The sequence below is a fragment of the Streptomyces sp. NPDC043908 genome, from assembly GCF_056435525.1.
On record NZ_JBWKEI010000001.1, the window covers coordinates 864,517 to 883,817 of the forward strand.

Annotated in this window: 20 protein-coding genes, 2 pseudogenes and 1 riboswitch; of the genes and pseudogenes, 14 read left to right on the forward strand and 8 right to left on the reverse strand. The window is 68.5% G+C overall.

What is annotated here, in order from left to right; all coding sequences use genetic code 11:
• Positions 1-270: 270 nt before the first annotated feature.
• Positions 271-810, reverse strand: coding sequence for a LexA family protein (locus tag AC069K_RS04050; protein WP_478611902.1), 540 nt, complete (start codon positions 808-810; stop codon positions 271-273).
• Between the two features lie 72 nt (positions 811-882).
• The gene (locus AC069K_RS04055) at positions 883-1,173 is read right to left on the reverse strand and encodes a LexA family protein (protein ID WP_478611904.1); all 291 of its coding nucleotides are present in this window, start codon (positions 1,171-1,173) and stop codon (positions 883-885) included.
• A 537-nt stretch (positions 1,174-1,710) separates the two neighbouring features.
• On the opposite strand from AC069K_RS04055, the gene AC069K_RS04060 reads away from it, so the two are divergent.
• From AC069K_RS04060 to AC069K_RS04070, 3 genes are all read left to right on the forward strand, one after another.
• Positions 1,711-2,370, forward strand: coding sequence for a hemerythrin domain-containing protein (locus AC069K_RS04060; protein ID WP_478611906.1), 660 nt, complete (start codon positions 1,711-1,713; stop codon positions 2,368-2,370).
• A gap of 259 nt (positions 2,371-2,629) precedes the next feature.
• The gene (locus AC069K_RS04065; protein WP_365104921.1) at positions 2,630-2,770 is read left to right on the forward strand and encodes a hypothetical protein; all 141 of its coding nucleotides are present in this window, start codon (positions 2,630-2,632) and stop codon (positions 2,768-2,770) included.
• 322 nt (positions 2,771-3,092) lie between these two features.
• Positions 3,093-3,311: a hypothetical protein gene (locus AC069K_RS04070; protein WP_478611908.1), complete on the forward strand. Its 219-nt coding sequence runs from the start codon at positions 3,093-3,095 to the stop codon at positions 3,309-3,311.
• 83 nt (positions 3,312-3,394) lie between these two features.
• Here the strand turns inward: AC069K_RS04070 and AC069K_RS04075 are convergent, their stop codons facing one another.
• The 4 genes from AC069K_RS04075 to AC069K_RS04090 form a co-directional block, all read right to left on the reverse strand.
• Complete coding sequence (locus AC069K_RS04075; RefSeq protein ID WP_478611910.1) at positions 3,395-4,282, reverse strand: LysR family transcriptional regulator; 888 nt, start codon at positions 4,280-4,282, stop codon at positions 3,395-3,397.
• 805 nt (positions 4,283-5,087) lie between these two features.
• Positions 5,088-6,374 carry an MFS transporter gene (locus tag AC069K_RS04080; RefSeq protein ID WP_478611912.1) on the reverse strand — a complete coding sequence of 429 codons (1,287 nt, stop codon included), beginning with the start codon at positions 6,372-6,374 and terminating at the stop codon, positions 5,088-5,090.
• Between the two features lie 338 nt (positions 6,375-6,712).
• On the reverse strand, positions 6,713-6,883 hold the full coding sequence (locus AC069K_RS04085) for a hypothetical protein (RefSeq protein ID WP_478611914.1): 171 nt from the start codon (positions 6,881-6,883) through the stop codon (positions 6,713-6,715).
• Positions 6,884-7,228: 345 nt separating this feature from the next.
• Entirely contained in the window at positions 7,229-7,474 is a 246-nt protein-coding gene (locus AC069K_RS04090; RefSeq protein WP_478611916.1) for an NAD-dependent epimerase/dehydratase family protein, read from the reverse strand.
• A 103-nt stretch (positions 7,475-7,577) separates the two neighbouring features.
• On the opposite strand from AC069K_RS04090, the gene AC069K_RS04095 reads away from it, so the two are divergent.
• The 4 genes from AC069K_RS04095 (at position 7,578) to AC069K_RS04110 (ending at position 10,113) form a co-directional block, all read left to right on the forward strand.
• Entirely contained in the window at positions 7,578-7,727 is a 150-nt protein-coding gene (locus AC069K_RS04095; protein WP_478611918.1) for a hypothetical protein, read from the forward strand.
• A gap of 863 nt (positions 7,728-8,590) precedes the next feature.
• Positions 8,591-8,926, forward strand: coding sequence for a transposase (locus AC069K_RS04100; protein ID WP_478611920.1), 336 nt, complete (start codon positions 8,591-8,593; stop codon positions 8,924-8,926).
• Between the two features lie 239 nt (positions 8,927-9,165).
• Positions 9,166-9,615, forward strand: coding sequence for a hypothetical protein (locus AC069K_RS04105; protein ID WP_478611922.1), 450 nt, complete (start codon positions 9,166-9,168; stop codon positions 9,613-9,615).
• Between the two features lie 81 nt (positions 9,616-9,696).
• A complete protein-coding gene (locus tag AC069K_RS04110) occupies positions 9,697-10,113 on the forward strand; it encodes an ASCH domain-containing protein (protein WP_307530672.1) in 417 nt (138 codons plus the stop codon).
• Positions 10,114-10,193: 80 nt separating this feature from the next.
• On the opposite strand, the pseudogene AC069K_RS04115 reads toward AC069K_RS04110, so the two are convergent.
• Positions 10,194-10,373 (reverse strand): annotated as a pseudogene (locus tag AC069K_RS04115) (IS5 family transposase); the annotation flags it as partial.
• A 511-nt stretch (positions 10,374-10,884) separates the two neighbouring features.
• Between AC069K_RS04115 and AC069K_RS04120 the strand changes: the two are divergent.
• The 7 genes and pseudogenes from AC069K_RS04120 to metE all read left to right on the forward strand — a co-directional run bounded on the left by AC069K_RS04120 (position 10,885) and on the right by metE (position 19,043).
• On the forward strand, positions 10,885-11,493 hold the full coding sequence (locus AC069K_RS04120) for a WXG100 family type VII secretion target (protein ID WP_365104900.1): 609 nt from the start codon (positions 10,885-10,887) through the stop codon (positions 11,491-11,493).
• Complete coding sequence (locus AC069K_RS04125) at positions 11,493-12,632, forward strand: hypothetical protein (RefSeq protein WP_358835336.1); 1,140 nt, start codon at positions 11,493-11,495, stop codon at positions 12,630-12,632. The genes AC069K_RS04120 and AC069K_RS04125 overlap by 1 nt, the downstream gene beginning before the upstream one ends.
• 4 nt (positions 12,633-12,636) lie before the next feature.
• The gene (locus tag AC069K_RS04130; RefSeq protein ID WP_478611926.1) at positions 12,637-13,110 is read left to right on the forward strand and encodes a hypothetical protein; all 474 of its coding nucleotides are present in this window, start codon (positions 12,637-12,639) and stop codon (positions 13,108-13,110) included.
• A 182-nt stretch (positions 13,111-13,292) separates the two neighbouring features.
• Positions 13,293-13,763, forward strand: a complete 471-nt coding sequence (locus AC069K_RS04135; protein WP_358835347.1) for a DIP1984 family protein — start codon at positions 13,293-13,295, stop codon at positions 13,761-13,763.
• 661 nt (positions 13,764-14,424) lie between these two features.
• Positions 14,425-14,652: pseudogene (locus tag AC069K_RS04140) on the forward strand (hypothetical protein); the annotation flags it as partial.
• A gap of 507 nt (positions 14,653-15,159) precedes the next feature.
• Entirely contained in the window at positions 15,160-15,888 is a 729-nt protein-coding gene (locus AC069K_RS04145) for a DUF6193 family natural product biosynthesis protein (RefSeq protein ID WP_478611928.1), read from the forward strand.
• A 431-nt stretch (positions 15,889-16,319) separates the two neighbouring features.
• A riboswitch (cobalamin riboswitch) is annotated at positions 16,320-16,549 on the forward strand.
• Between the two features lie 169 nt (positions 16,550-16,718).
• Positions 16,719-19,043 carry a 5-methyltetrahydropteroyltriglutamate--homocysteine S-methyltransferase gene (gene metE, locus AC069K_RS04150; protein ID WP_478611930.1) on the forward strand — a complete coding sequence of 775 codons (2,325 nt, stop codon included), beginning with the start codon at positions 16,719-16,721 and terminating at the stop codon, positions 19,041-19,043.
• 90 nt (positions 19,044-19,133) lie between these two features.
• Here the strand turns inward: metE and AC069K_RS04155 are convergent, their stop codons facing one another.
• Entirely contained in the window at positions 19,134-19,262 is a 129-nt protein-coding gene (locus AC069K_RS04155; protein ID WP_478611932.1) for a hypothetical protein, read from the reverse strand.
• Between the last annotated feature and the right edge of the window lie 39 nt (positions 19,263-19,301).

The window sequence follows — 19,301 nt, forward strand, 5'->3', positions numbered from 1 at the left end:
TCTGCGACATGCTGGTGCTGGGCATACCCGGAGAGTGTGAGGCATCGCCGGGCCGGGCCTATGGCCTTGGCCAGGTTGTAGTCACCAGAGACCGTCACGGCCGCCCGGTCGGCAGGACGTCGATGGGCGGACACTGGCTCAGAGCTGGCTCACCGCTCGCGAACGCGAACGTGCATGCCACCGGGTATGTCCAGCGGGGATCACGGGGTGTCCGAACGTGGGGTCAGACGGGACGGGATCAGCCAGTTGAACCGGCTGCCCGGCTTTGGCTCACTCCCCCCCGACACCCCCCACCGGGGGTCGACGGCCCGCCGGGACCCGCCGAGCCCTGTGCCGGGGGGCGGGCGGCGGAGTGCGCCTGTCCGTCAGACGGGCTGGATGGCGAAGACGAAGAGGCCTCCGGCGCTGCGGACAGCGGCGTACCCGTTCGTCGTGAACTGCGGCATCTCCTCGATCCCCGAGGCCAGCCGCGGATTTGCCGTTCCGCCTCCTCCACCAGTTCTTCGATGACCCCTCGCGTGTCTGGGCTCCACCCGTTCTACCACTGACGAACAGACCTACGATGACGGGCACCGGCGTCGTCACCTTCGACGAGAGCGCCACGATGTCGCCGTGTCCGGCTGCGGGCTGGCGCCTGATCGTGGCGATGTCGACGTCACGGATGCCCGCGTCGAACACGCTCTGGGCGATCACGGTCAACGCGACGAGGTCGCCGTGACCGACCACCGCGCGTCGCATGGCCAGCACGGTCTGGAGGTCCTGCTGGGTGGTGGTAGGGATGCCGGTGGTGATCTGGCCGACAGGGGGCACGTGGATGATGCCCGCCTGCTCGGCCTCGTGCGCCCGTGCGGCCAGAGTCGTGGGGGGGAGGAGGGTGTCGGCTCAGACCGCCGGGGGAGCAGCGACGGGTCCCTGGACGTGAGGCCGTGGGCCCGGGGCCCTGGGGAGCTTGGTACAGCAGGCCCTGGTGCGGGAGTGTGGCCCTGAGGGATACCGAGCTCTTGCTGGCGAGAGCCCCACTGCCTCGGCGATCTCGTGCATCGAAGGGGAGTATCCGCGGTTGTGGACTGATGCGCCGTCGCAGTGCAGAACGGCGCGCTGACGCGTTGTCGGGCCGTCCGTGTCTGCCCGGATCTCCGGGGGAGGACCGGGCAGGTTGGCTGGGGCGGGCATGCGAGCCCCTCATGCGTGATCGTGCGCGTCATGAAGGTAAGCCCGGACCTCCGGGCCAGGGAACACTTCGGCGAAGGAAGAGGGCGGTTGGGCGCCGTAGCGGCGAGTAGCAGAGGGCCAGCACATGCAAGCCGGCCGGCATCATGTGGCGATACGAACGTGGCCCGGACGGTACCTGGCAGGACAGCCTCCTGATGGACCGCCTGGCCACCGAGCTGGTGCGCTCAGCGCGCGCTCGCCTGCCAGGCGCTCAGTTTGCACCCGGAACTCCTCGCGCGGCGCCTCGGCCCCGGACGGCGGCTCGACCGTCCAGTCCATCGGGGACACACCCAGTGGCTGCTCGCCCATGTGCACCTCTTGCCCGGGGTGCCTTGCGGGAGCTGGAGAACGGGCATTGATAACCGCTGAGTTATCGATCGCTCCCGAAGTCTGCGTTGATCCTTTGGTATCCCCGGGAGAGGCTGGTTCGTGTCAGGACGAGTCGTGCTGTCGGCTCCCGACAATCCATCAGTAATTGGCACACGGGAGTGGGACGACGTGAGCGAGAGGCTCGACATGACCGTGACCTACGCGGTGCATGACGCGCTGCGCAGGGAGTTGGGACACGTCGCCCGAGCCGTCGCCGTCCATCGTGCCGGTCTCCGGCATGTGCTGCGCGTAGCCCCGGGCTGGGGGATGTTCCACAGCGCCCTGCATGCCCACCAAGCCGCTGAGGACGAGGCGCTGTGGCCTTCGTTGCGGCGGGCGCTGGCCGGTCGGCCCTTCGACCTGACGCGGCTTGAGGCGATCGAGGCCGAGCACGCCGCTCTCGCTTTTCTCATCGAAACAGTCGACGACGGATTGACCGACGTCCACATCGGGCCGGACCTTTTTGAAGAGCTCGTCGACGGCCTGGTCACCGGCCTCGACAAGCACCTCGCTCATGAGGAGGAGACCGTCCTCCCGCTGGTGCAGACGGCCTTGAGTCAGCAGCAGTGGGATCTCTTCGGGCGTGCCCATGCCCGGAAGATCGAACCGTGCGTGGCGGGGTTCCTGCCCTGGCTCCTGGACGGTGCCGACGAGCGGACCGTTGCCTCGGTCCTGGATCAGCTCCTGCCGAAGCACGCGCACCACGTGTACGCGCGCAGGTGGCGGCCCCAGTACGAGGCGCTCGACCTGTGGGGGACGCGTGGCCCCGCCGCCGTGACCCGGCCGTGAGGTCCGCGCTATCCACGCCCCTTGCCCGGACCTTCTCCTTTCCCACCCCACCCTCGAGGAGTTCGTCTTGTCCAGGGCCGAATCCGCTCGAAGATCCGCTGGCTCCGCACCGACGTCGGAGCCTGGCTTCTCCGCTAGGCGGATCGTGGACGTCTCGGAGGGGACGCCGGACTGCTGATCATCGTTCCGCGTCATCCCCGCCTTCGCCACCGCGCCGCTGTTGCCCGTCCTCATCCGGCGGCTCGACCGATGCACAGTCTTGATCGCCTTGCTGGGTCTGATGCCCGTCGCCAACGTGCTGTCCGTCCTGACCTCCGACTTCGCCGAGCTGCTCGTCTCGTGGTTCCTCACCGGCAACGGCATGGCGGGTTCTGAACGCTCGCGGCCGGCATGGCTGTGAGCATGGTGCCCGGCGCTTACGTCGGTCGGGCCACCGCCCTCGTCTTCGGCCGTGCCAGGGTCGCCATGTGCTGGGTTTCCCGGCCGGGACGCTGATCGGGGGAGTACGGCAGTTGGTGGACCGCGTTCGGCACCGTCGGCGGCCTCGGCTTGCGCGTTGTCGTCGTCTTGCTGCCCCTCATGCCGTCCGTGCCCGCCTGCGACCTCGTCCGACTGCGCACGCTGGCGGCATAGATCCGCAAGCCGGCCGTCCGCACCGGAGTGCTCACCACATTCCTGCTGGTGGGAGGAGACTTCGCGGCGTTCACCTTCGTAGCCCCGCCTTGCGGGACATCTCCGGCATCAGTCAGAGCATGGTCAGGCAGTTTCTACTCGTGTGCGGCGTCGACGGCTCCCTGGGCAACTTCCTCGCCGGTGCGGTCGTGGGGCGCGATGAACGGCGGGTGCTTACGATCGTCGCCGGTTCGCTCGCCCTGGTCCTGGCGCCCTTCCCGCTCGTTGGGACAAGCCCTTCGGATGGGATCGTGCTGTTGGTCGGCTGAGGGGGGCTGGCCGCCGGCGGAGTCCCAGTGGGCGTCCAGACTTGGATTCCGCAGTAGGCACCACTGAGCACCCGAGTGGCGCGTCAGAACTGGAAAGCTCCGAGTTCGCGGACCGTGTCGGCGAGGGCGCGGATTGCCTCGTTCTCTGATTCGGTCCGCCAGATCAGGACATAGGACAGGGTCGCCAGGTCAGGGACGGGTACCCAACGGATGTTCGGCATGCCCCAGTGCCGGATGACGTGGCTGGGGAAGCCGTGGATGGTTTCGCCCATGCCTACCTGGTTGATCATGTCTTCGGCGTTGGTCGTGGGCCGGCCGCGCTCGATCAGCCGGCCCCGCGGAGTGTTGAAGGGAAGGTAGCCGTCCTCCCAGTAGTCGGGGATGCCGGACGGCATGGCGTGCTGGAAGTCGGCGAACATTTCCAGCCGTACCGAGGTGCGTTGCGCGAGTGGGTGGTCGGCGGTGACGGCGAGTATTCGGGGGTCCGTCATCAGGACCGGTCCGACCGTAAAATCGGGTTCCTCGACGGGCAGCCAGGCAACCAGCACGTCGAACTCGCCGTTGCGCAGTCGGCCGAACGGGTCGAGATACGTCAACTGATGGATCTCCAGTTCCCACCGGGGATAACGCGACCGGAAAGTCTTCCAGTAGAAGTGCAGGTCAGCGACGTTGAACGGCATCATGCCGATACGGATCCGGTCGGTGACCCCGCGGGCGGCCAGCCGGGCGCGTTCCATGGACGCGTGCAGGCCCGCGTAGACCGGCTGCAGATCGTCGCGCAGTTGGCGCCCCACCGCGGTCAGGCGCACGGTGCGGCTGGTGCGCTCGAAGAGCGCGGCACCTATGCGACGTTCCTGCTTCCGAATGACCTGACTGACGCGGGCCTGGGAAACCCGCAGCCGCTCGGCCGTCCGGCCGAAGTGCAACTCCTCGGACAGCACCAGAAAGATCTCGATGTCACGCAGCTCCATGACGCCCCCGTGTCCCGCCCAACATCCCCCATGGTCGTTGAGCCCGGGAAGTATATGGCCCCCCTTCCCGATGGCTGAAACACGTCCATCGTGCTCGCCATGCACCGCCTCGCCCGGCGCCCCGAAGGGGAGTGGCAGCGCGTCGGTGCGTTCGGGTCATGCCCGGCACGAGCGAGCCGGTCCGGGGGCCGTGTTGTGTAGGAGGCGGTCGTGTCTCCCATGCCAGGCACGGGCGGAAGCGTGGAGGGGGAGTGGGGCCTACTGGCGTGGGGCGAGCGCGTTTCTTGAGCCGGTGACGACTCCCACGGCGTCCCCCATGGCGGAAACCGTTCCGCGTTCGTCCTCGGAGATGTGTGCGGCAAGGGTCCGCAGGAAACAGCCCGTCATGTCACTGCCCCTCTAGACACTGAGCACGGCCGCCCTGCATGGCCCAGAAGCCGTCGACACACTCGCCACCCTCAGCAAGATGCTCCACGAGCGCTACACCAGCGGCGACCCCCGGTACTGCACCGCCATCTTCGGCACCATCGAACTCGGACACCACCACCGGACAGGTCACCGTCCACCTGGCCTCAGGCGGACGACCGTCCGCCCTCATTTTGTGTGCTGAGGGCACCTGTGGCTTCCTGTCCTCCCGGCGACCTCCTCGTCGCCATCCGGCACCAGCGACCTCCAGCATGTCAGCGGCCGCCGTCGCTGGCACCGGGGCGAAACGCCATGGCCTGCCGAAGTCGACCATGTTCGTGTCGGTTTCGGCAGCGGCAGAGAACCTGCTCCGCATTGGTACAAGGACACTGCCAGGGTGCTATCCGGCGCGTCCTGGGCTGAGCGACCTCGGCTCGGCGGTCTCGGTGCGGGTGGGCGGCAGGGCATCGACCGCCGTAGTGAACACGGCCTCGGCTGGCAGGCGCCGCTCCAGGGCGAACAGCATGGCTGCCCCGGCCGTCGAGCTCGCGGCCAGCACCAGCCAGGGCAGCCGGCCGTCGAGCGTCAGCAGCCCGGTGAACAGGGATGGGGCCAGGGTCTGGGACAGGGCCCAGGACAGTTGATAGGTCGCCAGGTAGCGGCCGCGCGCCTCGCTGGGAGCGGCGCTCACCGAAAGCGCGCCCGCGCTCGGGCTGTGCACCAACTCGCCGACCGTGTAGAGGACCAGCAGCCCGACCAGGCCGGTCATCACGCCCTCGCGGGGCATGGCGCCCAGCAGGGCGTAGCCGAGGAAGGCGGCGGCGAAGATCAGGGCGCCGACCGCGGCCACTCGGGTGCGTCGGGTGAAGCGCCTGCCAAGCCTGCCGACCGGCACGCCGGCGAAGGCGCAGAGCGCGGTGTTGACGGCGAACAGCGGACCGGCCACCGAGGCAGGCAGATCGAACTGGGTCACGGCGTACACCGGCAACAGCACACTGAGCGCCGAATACCCCAGGGCGATGAGGAAGTTGGCCACGGTGAGCCCGGTGTATGGACGGTCGCGCAGCACCGCGCGGTAGCCGGCCCGCTGTCGGCCGCTCGTCAGGTTGGCCGGGTGCGGTGTCCTGATCCGTAGCGCGAACAATGCCGCGATGAAGAAGGTCGCCGCGTTCAGCCAGGCGACGGCCAGGAAGCCGCCATCACCGCCGAGTTGGACCAGTCCCGCGGCAAGTAGACCACCGGCGCCGAGACCGGCGTTGTTCACGCTGCGGGCGAGCGCCATCAGCCGGTCCCGGTGCTCCCCTTGGGCGAGGTCGCCGATCAGGGCCTGCTGAGTGGCGGGGAACGCCTGAGCGCCGGCCGCAGTGAGGGTGGCGACCAGGGCGAAGACCGGCAGACTAGTGCCGAGCGGGAAGGCCAGGAAGCCGAGACCGCGGATCAGGTAGAGGGCCAGCCGCACCCCCCGGGCGCCGAACCGGTCGACGGCCCAGCCGCCGACCGGCATGGCCCCCATCGCCAGCAGTCCGGCGACCGTCAGAACGGTGCCGATCATCGCCAGTGGCAGTCCGGTGATGCGCTGGAAGAAGACCAGGCTGAACGGCACGTACATGCCGGTGCCCACCGCGTCCACCAGCATCCCGGCGATCAGGTTTCGCTCACCGGGCAACCGGTGGTCCTTCGCTTGCATTCTCGCTCTCCTCAAGTCGACTGTGCTGTCTATGGATCGGGGCCTGGCGCGGACGGGCGAAGCCCGTGGTGTCGGTGTGGCCGCCGGTCTTGATGATCGGACCGCTGTGATGCCGACGTCCGGGCGCGCGGCGGTCCGCAGGCCCTGGGTCGGGCGGCCGACCGCGGGGTTAACGTGTTTTCTGCCGGGGGCGGGTTCTCGCCTGTTCGAGTCGGCGGGAGCGGGTATCGCGAGAGTTGGTGGAGTCAGCCACGATCGCCTCCGGCCGACCGTGGGGACGTACGGACGGGTGGGCTGCCAACCGAGGTGGGTGACGGCGCGCTTCCGGGATACCTGGTTCAGGCCCAGGGCCTCGGCGAACGGGGCTCCGAGGGCTCGGCGGTGTGTTCCGTCTGCCAGGGCTCGGCCCGCCCGCTGCCGCCGGCGGCCACGTCGGCGGCCAGTGCCGCGACCGGCATCACCTCGTGCGCCACCCCGTGCAGCGCGGTGGCCGTGTCGGCTTTGGTCACGGTTAGCACGAACAGGTTGGATGGGTCATCCAGGTGCACTATCGGCTACCTGGTCGCCGGGGGGCCTTCGTACCGGCCGATGCCGCGCTCACCCGGCTCAGCCGACCATCAGACCGGAGATACCACCGCCTTGGCCGTACGCGAAGCCGGGCCTCACGACGACCGCGCGTACGTCGTCGTCGGCCAGCACACGCTGCTCGATACACGGGCGATAGCCGACCATGGCGATGGCGTTCGCCAGGGCGACCTCGTCCAGGGCGACGACATCAGTAGGCTCCCAGCACCCAGACGCCGCTGCTGTAGATGAAGGTGCGTCCGGAGCCGCGCAGCCGGGCGACCGGCGCGTCAACGGCCGCGGTGTCCACGACCGTCTCCGATCGCGGAGGCAAGGCTGGTTACGCCATCGATGTCCTCGGTGACGACCGCCCGCAGCGAGTCCGGGTCGGCCAAGTCGCCGATCCGCACCGGCTCACCGGTCGGCAGCCGACTGTCCTCCTTCACGGAGTGGGCCACCTGGTGGCCGTGCGCAGTGAGCTGCCGGACCACGACTGATCCGATGTAGGCGGTGGAACCCAGCGCGAGTACCTTCACGATCGATCTTCTTTCCGGATGGAAGAGCAGAAACGGTGGGATGGCAGACGAACAGTCCGCCGCTCGTTCGCTTGAGGCGGCGGCGCGGCCGACGTGAGGAGCGATGCCGTCCACTGCCGTCAACGCCGTCGCCCGCGTGTGGGTGCCGTGGAACCTGGTCGTCAGGGCGAACGCCGAGCGAGACTTCGGCGACTACCGGGTTGGCTGCTGCACAGCGTGCATCCGCGTCAGGGGGTTGGGACTCGCCCAGTAGGCACACCCAACTGAGCAGGCGCCGACAGCGACGCGCTGACGTCGTTGATGACCTCTAGCCGTCTGGTGTGGCCGATCCTTTCGGTGACGGAGCAGGACGCGGCGCGGCTGTGAAGGGTGTCGACGGGGCGAGCCGTCACCTGCACGGGGCGGGCGGTGACCGCGAGATGCTGCAGCTATATGCGGCCCGGAGCCACCCGCCACTGCTCACAGTGCCGCTCGGGCGGTTGCGACACAGTAGTCGCCGCCGGCGCCGAACCGGATCTGGCCAGCGGTGTCGGGGTGGGGTAGGCATGCGGGGTCCTCCTGTGTCCGATGACGTTGGTGTGGTGGCGCTGATGGCCCGCGACAGATCCTGCGGCTCCCCGCTCCGCCCCATCAACGCAAAGATCTGCAATCTCCGATAACCGGGGCTTATGGAAAGGCCTGGCTGCTGTCGCGAGCGCCTGATTTCACAGTTCGCGTCCAATCGGCCGGTGCTGTCGCAGCGCTCCCCCTCCGCCGCTGCAACGTCTGCGGTACGGATCCTCCTGGGCTGAGCGGCAGCCCGGGAGGTGCAACCGATGATCTGCGCGTCCGCTTACCCGGTTGCAGTTGGAGGCGCTGGGCCAGTTCGATTGCGCCGTGCCGAGGGGGGCACGGTGCTGGACGCCATCCAGGATCTACTGCTCCGTACGACTTCACTTGGTGCTGTTCCGTCCCGGACAGAGGGCCCCCTTCAGGCCCGGCACCACAACCGCGACGCCCGTTCGGCGGTGGCCCATACCTGCGGCCGCAAGCACCTTGCGCGGGTGACGTACTCCGCCCGCACAAGGTCGACGGGTTAGGGACTTTCGTCTGGATCATCAGGGCATTGGTCCGGGTGTGCCGTTGGCTGACGCGCAGTGGGCCCGGGTCGAGCCGTTGCTGCCGGACCGGACGACGAAGCAGGGTGGGGGTGGCGGAATCACCAGTTGGATGATCCACGCGATCGCGTCCAAGTACCGCACCGGGACACCGGGGATGGACCTGCCGGAACATTTCAGGTCGTGGGAGGGCGCTCACAACCGCCCAGGTCGACGCCAAGGGCGCTCTCGACTGGTCTTCGCGACCGACTTCACGCTCGTCCAAGCCCTCCAGCACGCCACCGGGGCCCGTCAAAAGGGGCCCCGGCCAGCGGACCGGCCGACGAGGGCCTCTGACGCTCCCGTGGCGGTCTGATCACCGAGATTCATCTCGACGCAATGGCTGTGGTGTGATTTCCTGTGCCACCTTCCGGGGCGGCTCAGGGCGGCGGCTGCCGGAAAGCCTGACAGATTTGGCCAGGCCAGGCCAGGCCACCCGGTCCAAGTGAAACCGCCCCGGGAGCGGACCAGTTGAGGGTGCCGGGATTCAGCCAGCTGTCAGTAAAGTGATCATCTCGCGCCTCAGTTCGACTGAGGCTGTTCTCTGGGGGACCCTTGCGTTTCAAGCACACTTTTGCCGCCTCTGCCGCCGTGGCCCTGGCCGCCGTGATCGTCCCGGCCGCTGCCACGCCCGCCGCCGCGGCCCCGCCGACCACCTCGGCCTCCGTGAGCGGGTCGGACCACACCTTCGCGGGCAGCGTGAGCATCGGGTGGCGGCTCCAGCCTTACCGCCTGGACCCGGTCACGATCAGCATCGAGGACGACAGGGTCGACGGGTACGCCATCGGCGCCCGTCTGATCACCAACGGCCAGAACGGCCACATCGTGTGGCGGATGCGGACCATCCCGTCGGGCCAGGACACGGCGACGTGGACCACGTACGCCGAACCGGGCGGCTACATCAACAACGCCTACATCGAGGTCTGCAAGATCAAGGCGAGCACCGGTGACATCGCCTTCTGCCAGTCCTCGGAGGTGATGGACAACCCGTTCGACGACAACTAGGGCGTGTTGCGAAAGTGCTTGCTGTGGGTGTCGGGACAAGCGGCCATTGATCAACGCGACCCGGGTTCGTACCATCTCCCGATGGGACATGACGATCTTCCGACTCTTGAACTCGCTTTTCCCGGACCAGAACGTGACCGTGGCGTGGCGGCGATCCTGAGCGGTCAGAAGACCGCGCTCACAGGCCTCCTGGAGATCTATGAGCACGCCGGAGAGGCAGTGCCGCAGAGCGGCCAGCGGTTCTCAGTGCTCGATTCCGAGGGTCGTCCGGCCGTCACGATCGAACTCGTCGACGTGCGGGTCGTTCCCATGAAGGAAATCGACGATGACTTCGCGCGAGCCGAGGGGCGCGGCTACTCCGACGTTGCACAGTGGCGAGCAGCCCACGAAGAGTTCTTCCAGAGCGATGGCGTGAGCGAGTTCCTGGGTCGCACCCCCGACATTACCGATGACACTCTCGTCGTCGCCGAACGCTTCCGAGTGGTCAAGCCCGTGTGATCGGTGGCCGGCATCCGACACGACGAGAGTCCGGAAGGATCAGCTGGGCAAGCTTTGAGAGGAGGCGGGAAGGCTGTTGGTCATAGCCACTCGTTGATGGCTGCGACCAGCACTGTTGCCTCATAGCGGACGGCAAGTTTGTCATATCTCGTGGCCACGGCTCGGTGGCGCTTCAGCCGGTTGATCCCGCACTCCACCGCGTGGCGCTCTTTGTAGTCGGTCTTGTCGAACTTGGGCGGTCGGCCGCCTCGGGAGCCGCGTCACCCAGAAAGCCCGCGCTTCCGGCCGGGCCAGGACCCGAACGAGCGGGTTGCGGCTGCCCGGCCCTCCATCCCATCGGCGCGCCAACGGCGCCTGCGCAGACCGCGGCGAAGGCCGCCGCGAGGGCCCAGCGGTCGGAGTCGGCGTGCGGCAGCCAGCCGAACGAAACGGTGTGGCCGAGCCACAGGGCCAACAGGAACATCGCGATCGTCGCGACGGCCGTCACGGTCCAGCGGAGCGGGCGTGTCATCGCGGACCCTCCTTGGGGCATCCCGTGCGAGGCACCTCCACGATCGCATCCCTGGTGGCACCGTCGGCACCCCTTTGGACAATTCGCGACCGTGCGACCGACAGGTACGCCGACGACTGGCCCAGGCCGCCCGTGATTCACAGTTGCGGCAGAGACCGGCCGTCCCGTCGGCGCGGGACCACCGGCAGGGCTGGCCGCGATCTCCGCCCTGGCCAGCGGGTAGGCTGCTGGGCGCAGGCGTACCACACGGGGGATTTTGCATGAGCGACGACAAGCTGCCCGAACCGTCCCAGTTGCCGCTGTCGCCGGACGAGCTGAAGCGGCACCACTCGGAGTGGGCCGCCGGCACCGTCAAGGCGCCGCCCGCCGACAGCTACGTGGACCCACTCACACCGATCCCGCTGCGCCCGGCTCCGCCGCTCGGTGGCTCGCCCCTGCTGAAGCCGCCGCTCCAGGGCCCCTCTCTCCAGGGCCCTCCGCTCGCCACTACTCCCGACTTCCGGCTCGGGCCGTACCCGCCCCTGTCGCCGTCCGGGCCGCCGCAGGACATGCTCCGTATCGCGCCCGGCGTCCTCACCGCGGCGGCGGGCCGGGCGGACGAGATCCACACGGCCTTCACCAAGCCCGCCGCGGCGCTGGAGGACCCCGCGCAGAAGGCGTCGGCGGCGATGGACGGCTGGGAGTCGGCCAAGGCCATCCGTACGGCCGGCACGCAGTGGGAGAAACAGGCCGGCACCGTGGCGGGCTGGCTGGCGCGGATCGCGGAGAGCCTGCGGGTGGGCGCCCGGGAATACCACACGACGGATCACGCCGTGGACGAGTCACTCCGTGGCATCGCGCCGCGCCGCTCGAAGCTGGAGGGGCTGTAGTGCCGTCGTTCTACCGGGAGATCCTGGACACCGACCTCGGCCCCCTGCAGAAGCTCGCCGACCAGTGGCGCACCACGCACAAGGACCTGACAGGGCTGCCCAAGCGTGTCCACGACGAGGTGCTCACACCGCTGCGCGACAAGGGTTACTGGGAGGGCGCGGCCGCTCCGTACGCCTGGCGGATGATCGATGACATCGAGCGGCAGATCGAGGCGGCGGTCAAGGTCGCGGAGGCGGCCGTCGGCGTTCTCGACGACGCTCTGGGCGAGCTCAAGGCCGTACAGAAGGACTTGAAGGACGCCGTTCGGCGCGCCCAGGACAAGGGCCTGTACATCGATCCCAGCGGCACAGTCTCCACCGACGTGGTCAACGGCGTCTGCACAGTGGTCGAGAAGGGGTCGGCGGACGCCAAGGCCATCGAGGACGCCCAGCGGGAGATCGTCGACCTGGTGAAGCGGGGGGCCGTCGCCGACCGGAACCTGGCATTCTCCCTCATGTCCGACATCGGGCTCGGTGACTGGTTCAACACCGCGCCGCAGCACAAGAACATCGACACGACCAACACCATCAGCCAGGCCGACTACAACGCCCTGGGCCTGGCGATGCAGGGCAAGAACCCGTACCCGAGCACACAGGGCGACGACCCGTACTCCCTCGGCTTCGACTGGGTCACCGGCAGCGGGGCGCGCGAGCGCGAGTACCACGACGGCGACCGGATGACCGAGCTGATCAAATCCAGCGTCAGCATGGAGCAGCTGCGCGCGGACACCCTCGCCAACTGGCGCAAGGACGGAAACGACGAGGGAACCGTCAGCTACTCCATCTCCAAGGGCGGGAAGATAGGCGCCCTGGAAAAGCTCGTCCTCACCGATCTGCCGGCGATCGCCACCGGCGACGAGGACCACCTGGGTGAGGCGTTCGTCGGCTCGTACTCCCTCGACTACGCGGTCAAGGGCCAGGACCCCGACGGCTCCCTCGTCGTCGAGTACACCCTCAAGAACAAGACGAGCAACGAATCCTTCCTCCACTTCGTCGGCTACTACGACTGGCTGAAGAAGGTGAACCGCGACGACGGTGTCTTCTCCACCGTCGGACAGCACATGACCTGGACCGAACGCATCCCCGCAGCAGGAAAGTAACCCCGTGCCCCCACACTCCCGGCGCGCCCTGGGCGCCGTCGCCGCCCTCGTGCTCCTCGCCGCTCCACTCACCGCGTGCGGTTCCGACGCCCTCGAGCGCTGCGTCCCGGCCGCCGCCGACTCCGCCACCCCCGGCGAGCTCATCGGCAGTTACGAGGGTGCGCACGAGGCGGACGGCGTCCGTCTCACGCTGTCCCCGGACGGTGCCATGCGCGCGGAGAAGTGGCCCACCGGTGACTACCACCGTGCCACGCTGGGCGACACCTTCAACGGCTCCGGCACCTGGGAGGTCGAGCGGGCCACAGGAACCGATGACCGCGCGCTGCTGCGTCTGCACTTCACCAAGCCCACCCTGTTCCTCAAGGGTGACACCCTCGACAAACTCACCGTCGGCATCGACACCTCCCGGACAGTGCTCTACGAGGACTTCGACCCGGACGTCTGCCCCGACTTCCGCCTCCAACGACGAAAGCCGTGACCGACGACGTGCTGGTCGGTCCGCAGGACGGCGGTATCCGTGGCCTCTCGCTCGCAGGTGTCGGAAACCCGCCGGGCTCGTGAGTGCCACCGGATGACGTGCCGCGCGAAATCCAGATGCACCTGCGCCAGGGTGCGCTCGTATACTCATGCGAACTGAATGGAGACGGGGGAGTGACGGCAGTGAAGCTTGCCGAGGCGCTGGCAGAACGTGCGGCGGCGACGCGTCGCGTAGAGCAGTTGCGTGCGCGTGTCGTCAGCAACGCGCGGTACCAGGAGGGCGAGACGCCCGCCGAGGACGCGACCCAGCTTCTGGCCGAGGCCGATGAGGTGCTGGTGACCCTCGAGGGGCTCATCCGGCGGATCAACCGGACCAATGCCACCGTGGACATGGGCCAGGACGGCACCCTCACCGATGCACTCGCGCGGCGGGACGTCCTGCGGTTGCGGCACTCGGTGGTCACTGCCGCGGCAGACGCGGCCGCGGGGACGGGTGATCGCGGATACGGCAGGCAGCTGCGGTCCGAACTGATGGTGCTCCCCGCGCTTCCGGTCGCGGAACTGCGCGCCCAGGCCGATGCGCTCGCCAGGGACATCCGCGAGGTCGACGTGCGTATCCAGCGCACGAACTGGGAGGTCGACCTGCTGGACTGACCAGTCCGGCAGACCAGGACGATGTGGAGCAGGTAGCAGCTCCGGAGGCGTGCACACACCGAGGGCCGGCGGTTTTCCGGCCCACCTGTGGTGCGTGAAGAGCAACGCGGGGGTTCGACTCCCCATCAACAGTGCAGCTCAACACGGCGTACAGGTAATGGTGCACAGCGCACAGCACATCACCACGTGCAGATCCGGGCGGCGAGGGCGGGTTCGGGGCACTCCACATCTCAGCAACGTCGGCTGCGAACGCACCGGGTCCTGCGGCCGTGTTGTCCTGGCGTGGCTCCGGTCCATTTCTTGTGGTCGCGTACGCAGCGTGGCTGCCGATCGTCGTCCGATGTCAGCCGAGGTCGCCCGGAAAAAGCCCCAGAGGGGTGGGGGTAGGTCGACAGTGCTGCGTTGCTAACGCGGTGAGGCCGCAGCTGGATGAGCTGCCGATCGGGTCGATGGCGGGAAGGCTGCACAAACGGCTGGAACTGGGGGGGGAGATCAAGCAGCAGGGTTACCCTCGGACGGCTGCGGCAATGTTCGCGCCTGCGTCAGCTGGAACCTACGCGCAAGCCCCAGCCGGTCGGCCTCCGGCCGCCCCCGATCCATGCCGGCAGTTGGTGGCCTTGCAGCTGGGTCAGCGTGTGGGCGAAGGAGCGAGACCACCTCCGACCTGCCCAGCCTCCAGCGATTCGCCCGGCACGTGGAGCGTGACCTGGACGCCGTTACTGCCGGACTCTCGCAGCCGTGGAACTCGGGGGTAGTAGTCGAATCCGGTGTCGACTGGACCAAGTTGCTGAAGCGCCAGGTGTTCGGCAGGGCAGGCTTCGAACTCCTCCGCAAGCGCGTCCTGCTTTACACGTGCCTCGGGTACAACTCTGGCTCGTCGACGCCATAGCCTCGGCCTGTGACCCACAGCCGCAGCCAGGCCGAGCAGCCTCACCCCACCGAGCTCCCTCCCTTTCAGACACTGCTGGACAGTACAAACTGGGCGTCGCTACCTGGAGAACGCGTCCGACATTGCAGCCCGCGGGCACTACGCCCTGCTCAGAGCCGCGCGCGTTTCTTCGGAAGGCGGCTACAGCGAAGACCCGCCGTTCTAACTCAAGTTCAAGCGCTTCGAATCATCCGAAGCTGCCTGGGCGGGATTCCGGGCTGGTCACAGGGGGGTTCCGGAGAGTTTGGACAGGTGCCTTAGACAGGTGTTGCTGGGTTGGTGGAGTGAGGAGAGGACCCAGAAGAGTTCGTGGCCCCTGGGATGGATGCGGGCGAGCTGGGGGGCGATGGTCCTGGCGGTGCTGGGGTGGGTGAGTGCGTTGTCGCGGTTACTGGGGTCGAGGTGGGCGCGTGCGGCGTTGATGTAGGTAGGTCGCGACGCGCGGCGTGGGGGCGGCAGACTGTGGAGGTGAACTCTGCTCTCTATCCCGACCTGGCTGCTGCCGGCAGCCTGGCTGCCGCGCTGGAGCAACTGGCCGCTGAACTCGGCGTCGATCTCACTGTGGTTCCCCAAGACGGGGGGTCCCCCGTTTCGGCGGGCATCGCCTCGTCGGTCGCGGAGCGCAGGCCACTGTCCGTCTACCTCGGGGCAGATGGCCGCTGGTTCAGCGTTTCCGGCTGGAGCCAGGGTGTCGAGCTCATTACTGGAGCCACGCCCAACCTGGATGATGTCGTCAGGGCTGGTGCGGCATGGGATCAGGTAAGGAGCCTGCGGGAGCTGCGGGTCGGGCTGCCGTTTCTGCACGTCAGTGAGCGCGCCGAGGCGCACGAACGCGGACCGGCCGCGGTTGTGGAGCTGCAGTGGCGCACGATGCGGGAACAGGCTGCCGAGGCGCCGAGTTTCCCGGCGTTCGGAGAACTTGTGGAAGCGGCACATTCCGAGCCGAGGCTACGACAGCTCTACGTGTTCTCCAGTCACTGGACGCTCGGCTTCAGTTCCTGCATCGGGTTCCCGTTCCACGTGGAGGTGGCCATCGCGCCGTCGCACAACGACAGCCCGTACCGCGTGATGAAGCATCCCCACTCCGTCGTGATCGGCGAGGCTGCCACGGCGGAGGAGGCGGTCGCGTCGGCCGTGTCCCACCTACCCACCGGGCTCGGCCCAGCAGTTACGGGAACCGCCGAACGGGGTGCGTGACGCGTCTGGGCAGGAAGCGACAGCCTGAACCTAGTCACGAACAGTCATTAATCCGCAGCCAATTGACTGCTGGTCAGGATACCGGGAGCGGGGCGATCCGACTGGCCACCCACACTGACAACGCATCCTGCGGGACGCCGCCAAGGCCCTGGGCGTGCCCAGGGCGGTCTGGGGCACACGTACAACATTGGGAGCATTATCGCCTTTTCGAATATGTCGAAAACATGTGCAGTCGCAGCGTGGAGATGTGCGCGAGCACAGGGCAAGAGCCCGGCGCCGGACGCGGGTGCGGTGGGAAGGGGATCAGCCGGGCATGGCCTACCGGTCGAGCCTGCCGTAGCCGCTCGGCAACCCGCTGCGGTCCGAGGGCCACGTCTCGTGTGGACGTCCGAATGATGGACGGGGGTCGTCGGGCAGCGGGTGCTCGGCCTAGTCTGGCCGGTGCAGCTGGTTCGCCCCGTCCGCCAGGCGGGATGCGTCGTAAGAGGGAACCCGGTGGGAATCCGGGACTGCCCCGCAGCGGTGAGCGGGAACGACCGCCGTCATACGCACTGGGACCGGACAACGGTCCTGGGAAGCGACGGCCAGTAGGTGCCGCCGGGTCCACCACCCGGCCGGCGTGCCCGCGAGTCCGAAGACCTGCCCGTTGCCCGCACCCGGACGGTTCCGTGTGCGGATATCCCGGTGACCTCGTGGGCGGGTCGGCGTACACAGCGAGCGGCAGGTGCGGGCACTGGTCCCGTGGCGTGGCCCGCCCGTTCTGTCGTTCCCTTCGCGTCCGCGTCCCGTCGCCGGGATGTTTCTGGAGACATCTCGCGAAGGAGAGATCCGTGACAGCGAAGCCCGCAGCCGCGGCAGTACGAGCTACCGTGTACGGCTATCCCCGTCAGGGGCGGAACCGCGAACTGAAGAAGGCCGTCGAGGGCTACTGGAAGGGCCGCGTCACCGCCGACGCCCTCCGGGCCGCCGCCGCCGAACTGCGCCGTGCGAACTGGCAGCAACTCGCCGAGGCCGGCATCCACGAAGTACCGACCGGCGACTTCTCGTACTACGACCACGTCCTGGACACCAGCGTCATGGTGGGCGCTGTCCCCGCCCGTCACCGGGAGGCGGTCGACGCGGACGCGCTCGACGGCTACTTCGCCATGGCGCGTGGTACCCAGGACGTGGCGCCGCTGGAGATGACCAAGTGGTTCGACACCAACTACCACTACCTGGTGCCCGAACTCGGCCCCGACACCGTGTTTGCCGCGAACCCCGCCCAGCAGGTCGCCGAACTCGGGGAAGCGGTCGCGCTCGGACACACAGCCCGCCCCGTCCTGCTCGGTCCGATCACCTACCTACTGCTGGCCAAGCCCGCTCCGGGCGTGGACGTGGACTTCGAACCGCTGACGCTGCTGGACCGGCTGCTCCCGGTGTACGCCGAAGTGTTCGCGGAACTGCGGGCCGCCGGAGCGGAGTGGGTGCAGCTGGACGAGCCCGCCCTGGTGCAGGACCGCACCCCGGCCGAGCTGAACGCCGCGTCCCGCGCCTACCGCGACCTCGGCGCCCTCACCGACCGGCCCAAACTGCTCATCGCCTCCTACTTCGGCCGCCTCGGCGAGGCCCTCCAGATCCTCGCCGCCGCGCCCGTCGAGGGCCTCGGACTCGACTTCACCGACACCGGCGCGGCCAACCTCGACGACCTCGCCGCCGTCGGCGGACTGCCCGGCAAGCGCCTGGTGGCAGGCGTGGTCAACGGCCGCAACATCTGGATCAACGACTACCAGAAGTCTCTGACCACCCTCGGTACTCTCCTCGGCCTCGCCGGCCGGGTGGACGTCGCGGCGTCCTGCTCCCTCCTGCACGTTCCCTTGGACGCTTCGGCCGAGCGCGACATCGACCCGCAGATCCGACGCTGGCTGGCCTTCGCCCGTCAGAAGACCACCGAGATCGCCACCCTTGCACGCGGACTCGCCCAGGGCACGGGCGCGATCGAGGCACAACTCGCGGCCAACCGGGCCGATCTCGCCTCACGGGCGAGCTCTGCCCTCACCCACGACCCCGCGGTCCGGGCCCGGACCGCAGCGATCACCGATGCCGATGGACGGCGCTCCCAGCCCTACGCGGAGCGGACCGCTGCCCAGAAAGCCCTTCTGGGGCTGCCGCTGATCCCCACGACCACCATCGGGTCGTTCCCGCAGACCGACGAGCTGCGCGCGGCCCGCGGCGCCCTTCGGGCCGGCCGGATCGACATCGCCGGCTACGAGGCGCGCATCAAGGACGAGATCGAGGAAGTGATCTCCTTCCAGGAGAAGACCGGCCTAGACGTCCTGGTGCACGGTGAGCCCGAACGCAACGACATGGTGCAGTACTTCGCCGAGCAGCTCACCGGCTACCTCGCGACGCAACACGGCTGGGTCCAGTCCTACGGCACCCGCTACGTGCGCCCGCCGGTGCTGGCAGGGGACATCTCGCGCCCCGAGCCCATGACCGTCCGCTGGACCTCGTACGCGCAGTCCCTGACGGCCAAGCCGGTCAAGGGCATGCTCACCGGGCCGGTCACGATGCTGGCCTGGTCCTTCGTACGGGACGACCAGTCGCTCGGCGAGACCGCCCGGCAGGTGGCGCTCGCGCTGCGGGACGAGGTCAACGACCTTGAGGCCGCGGGTACGTCGGTCATCCAGGTCGACGAACCGGCTCTCCGCGAGACCCTGCCGCTGCGCGCCGCCGACCAGGCGGACTACCTGGCCTGGGCCACCGAGTCCTTCCGGCTGACCACCAGCGGGGTCCGGCCGGACACCCAGATCCACACCCATATGTGCTACGCCGAGTTCGGCGACATCGTGCAGGCCATTGACGACCTCGACGCCGACGTCATCAGCCTGGAAGCCGCGCGCTCCCACATGCAGGTCGCCCGCGAACTCGCCGCCCACGGCTATCCCCGCGAGGCCGGCCCTGGCGTGTGGGACATCCACTCCCCGCGCGTCCCGAGCGCTGAGGAGGCCGCCGGTCTGCTGCGTACCGGTCTGGAAGCCATCCCGGCCGGGCGGCTGTGGGTCAACCCCGACTGCGGCTTGAAGACCCGTGGCTGGTCCGAGACCCGTGCCTCCTTGGAGAACCTGGTCGCCGCGGCCCGTGAAGTCCGAGCCGATCTCGTGGGCGACAACGCCTGACGCGTACGGCCGGGGCCGGACACGATTTTCGTGTCCGGCCCCGGGTCGTCGAGCGCTGGTGTGGATCTGGCTCACTGGTGCGGATCTGACTTAGCCGAGAGCCGGCGCCGCGCTGGGCGCGGGCGCTTCCGCACTGACGGTGTCGGTGCGGGTGGCCAGCAGTCGCTGGGCGAGGACTCGGGTCTTGACGACGCCGAGAAGGATGCTGAGCTGGATCATCAGGAAGAAACCGCGTGAGTCACGTGCGTCGGGATGACG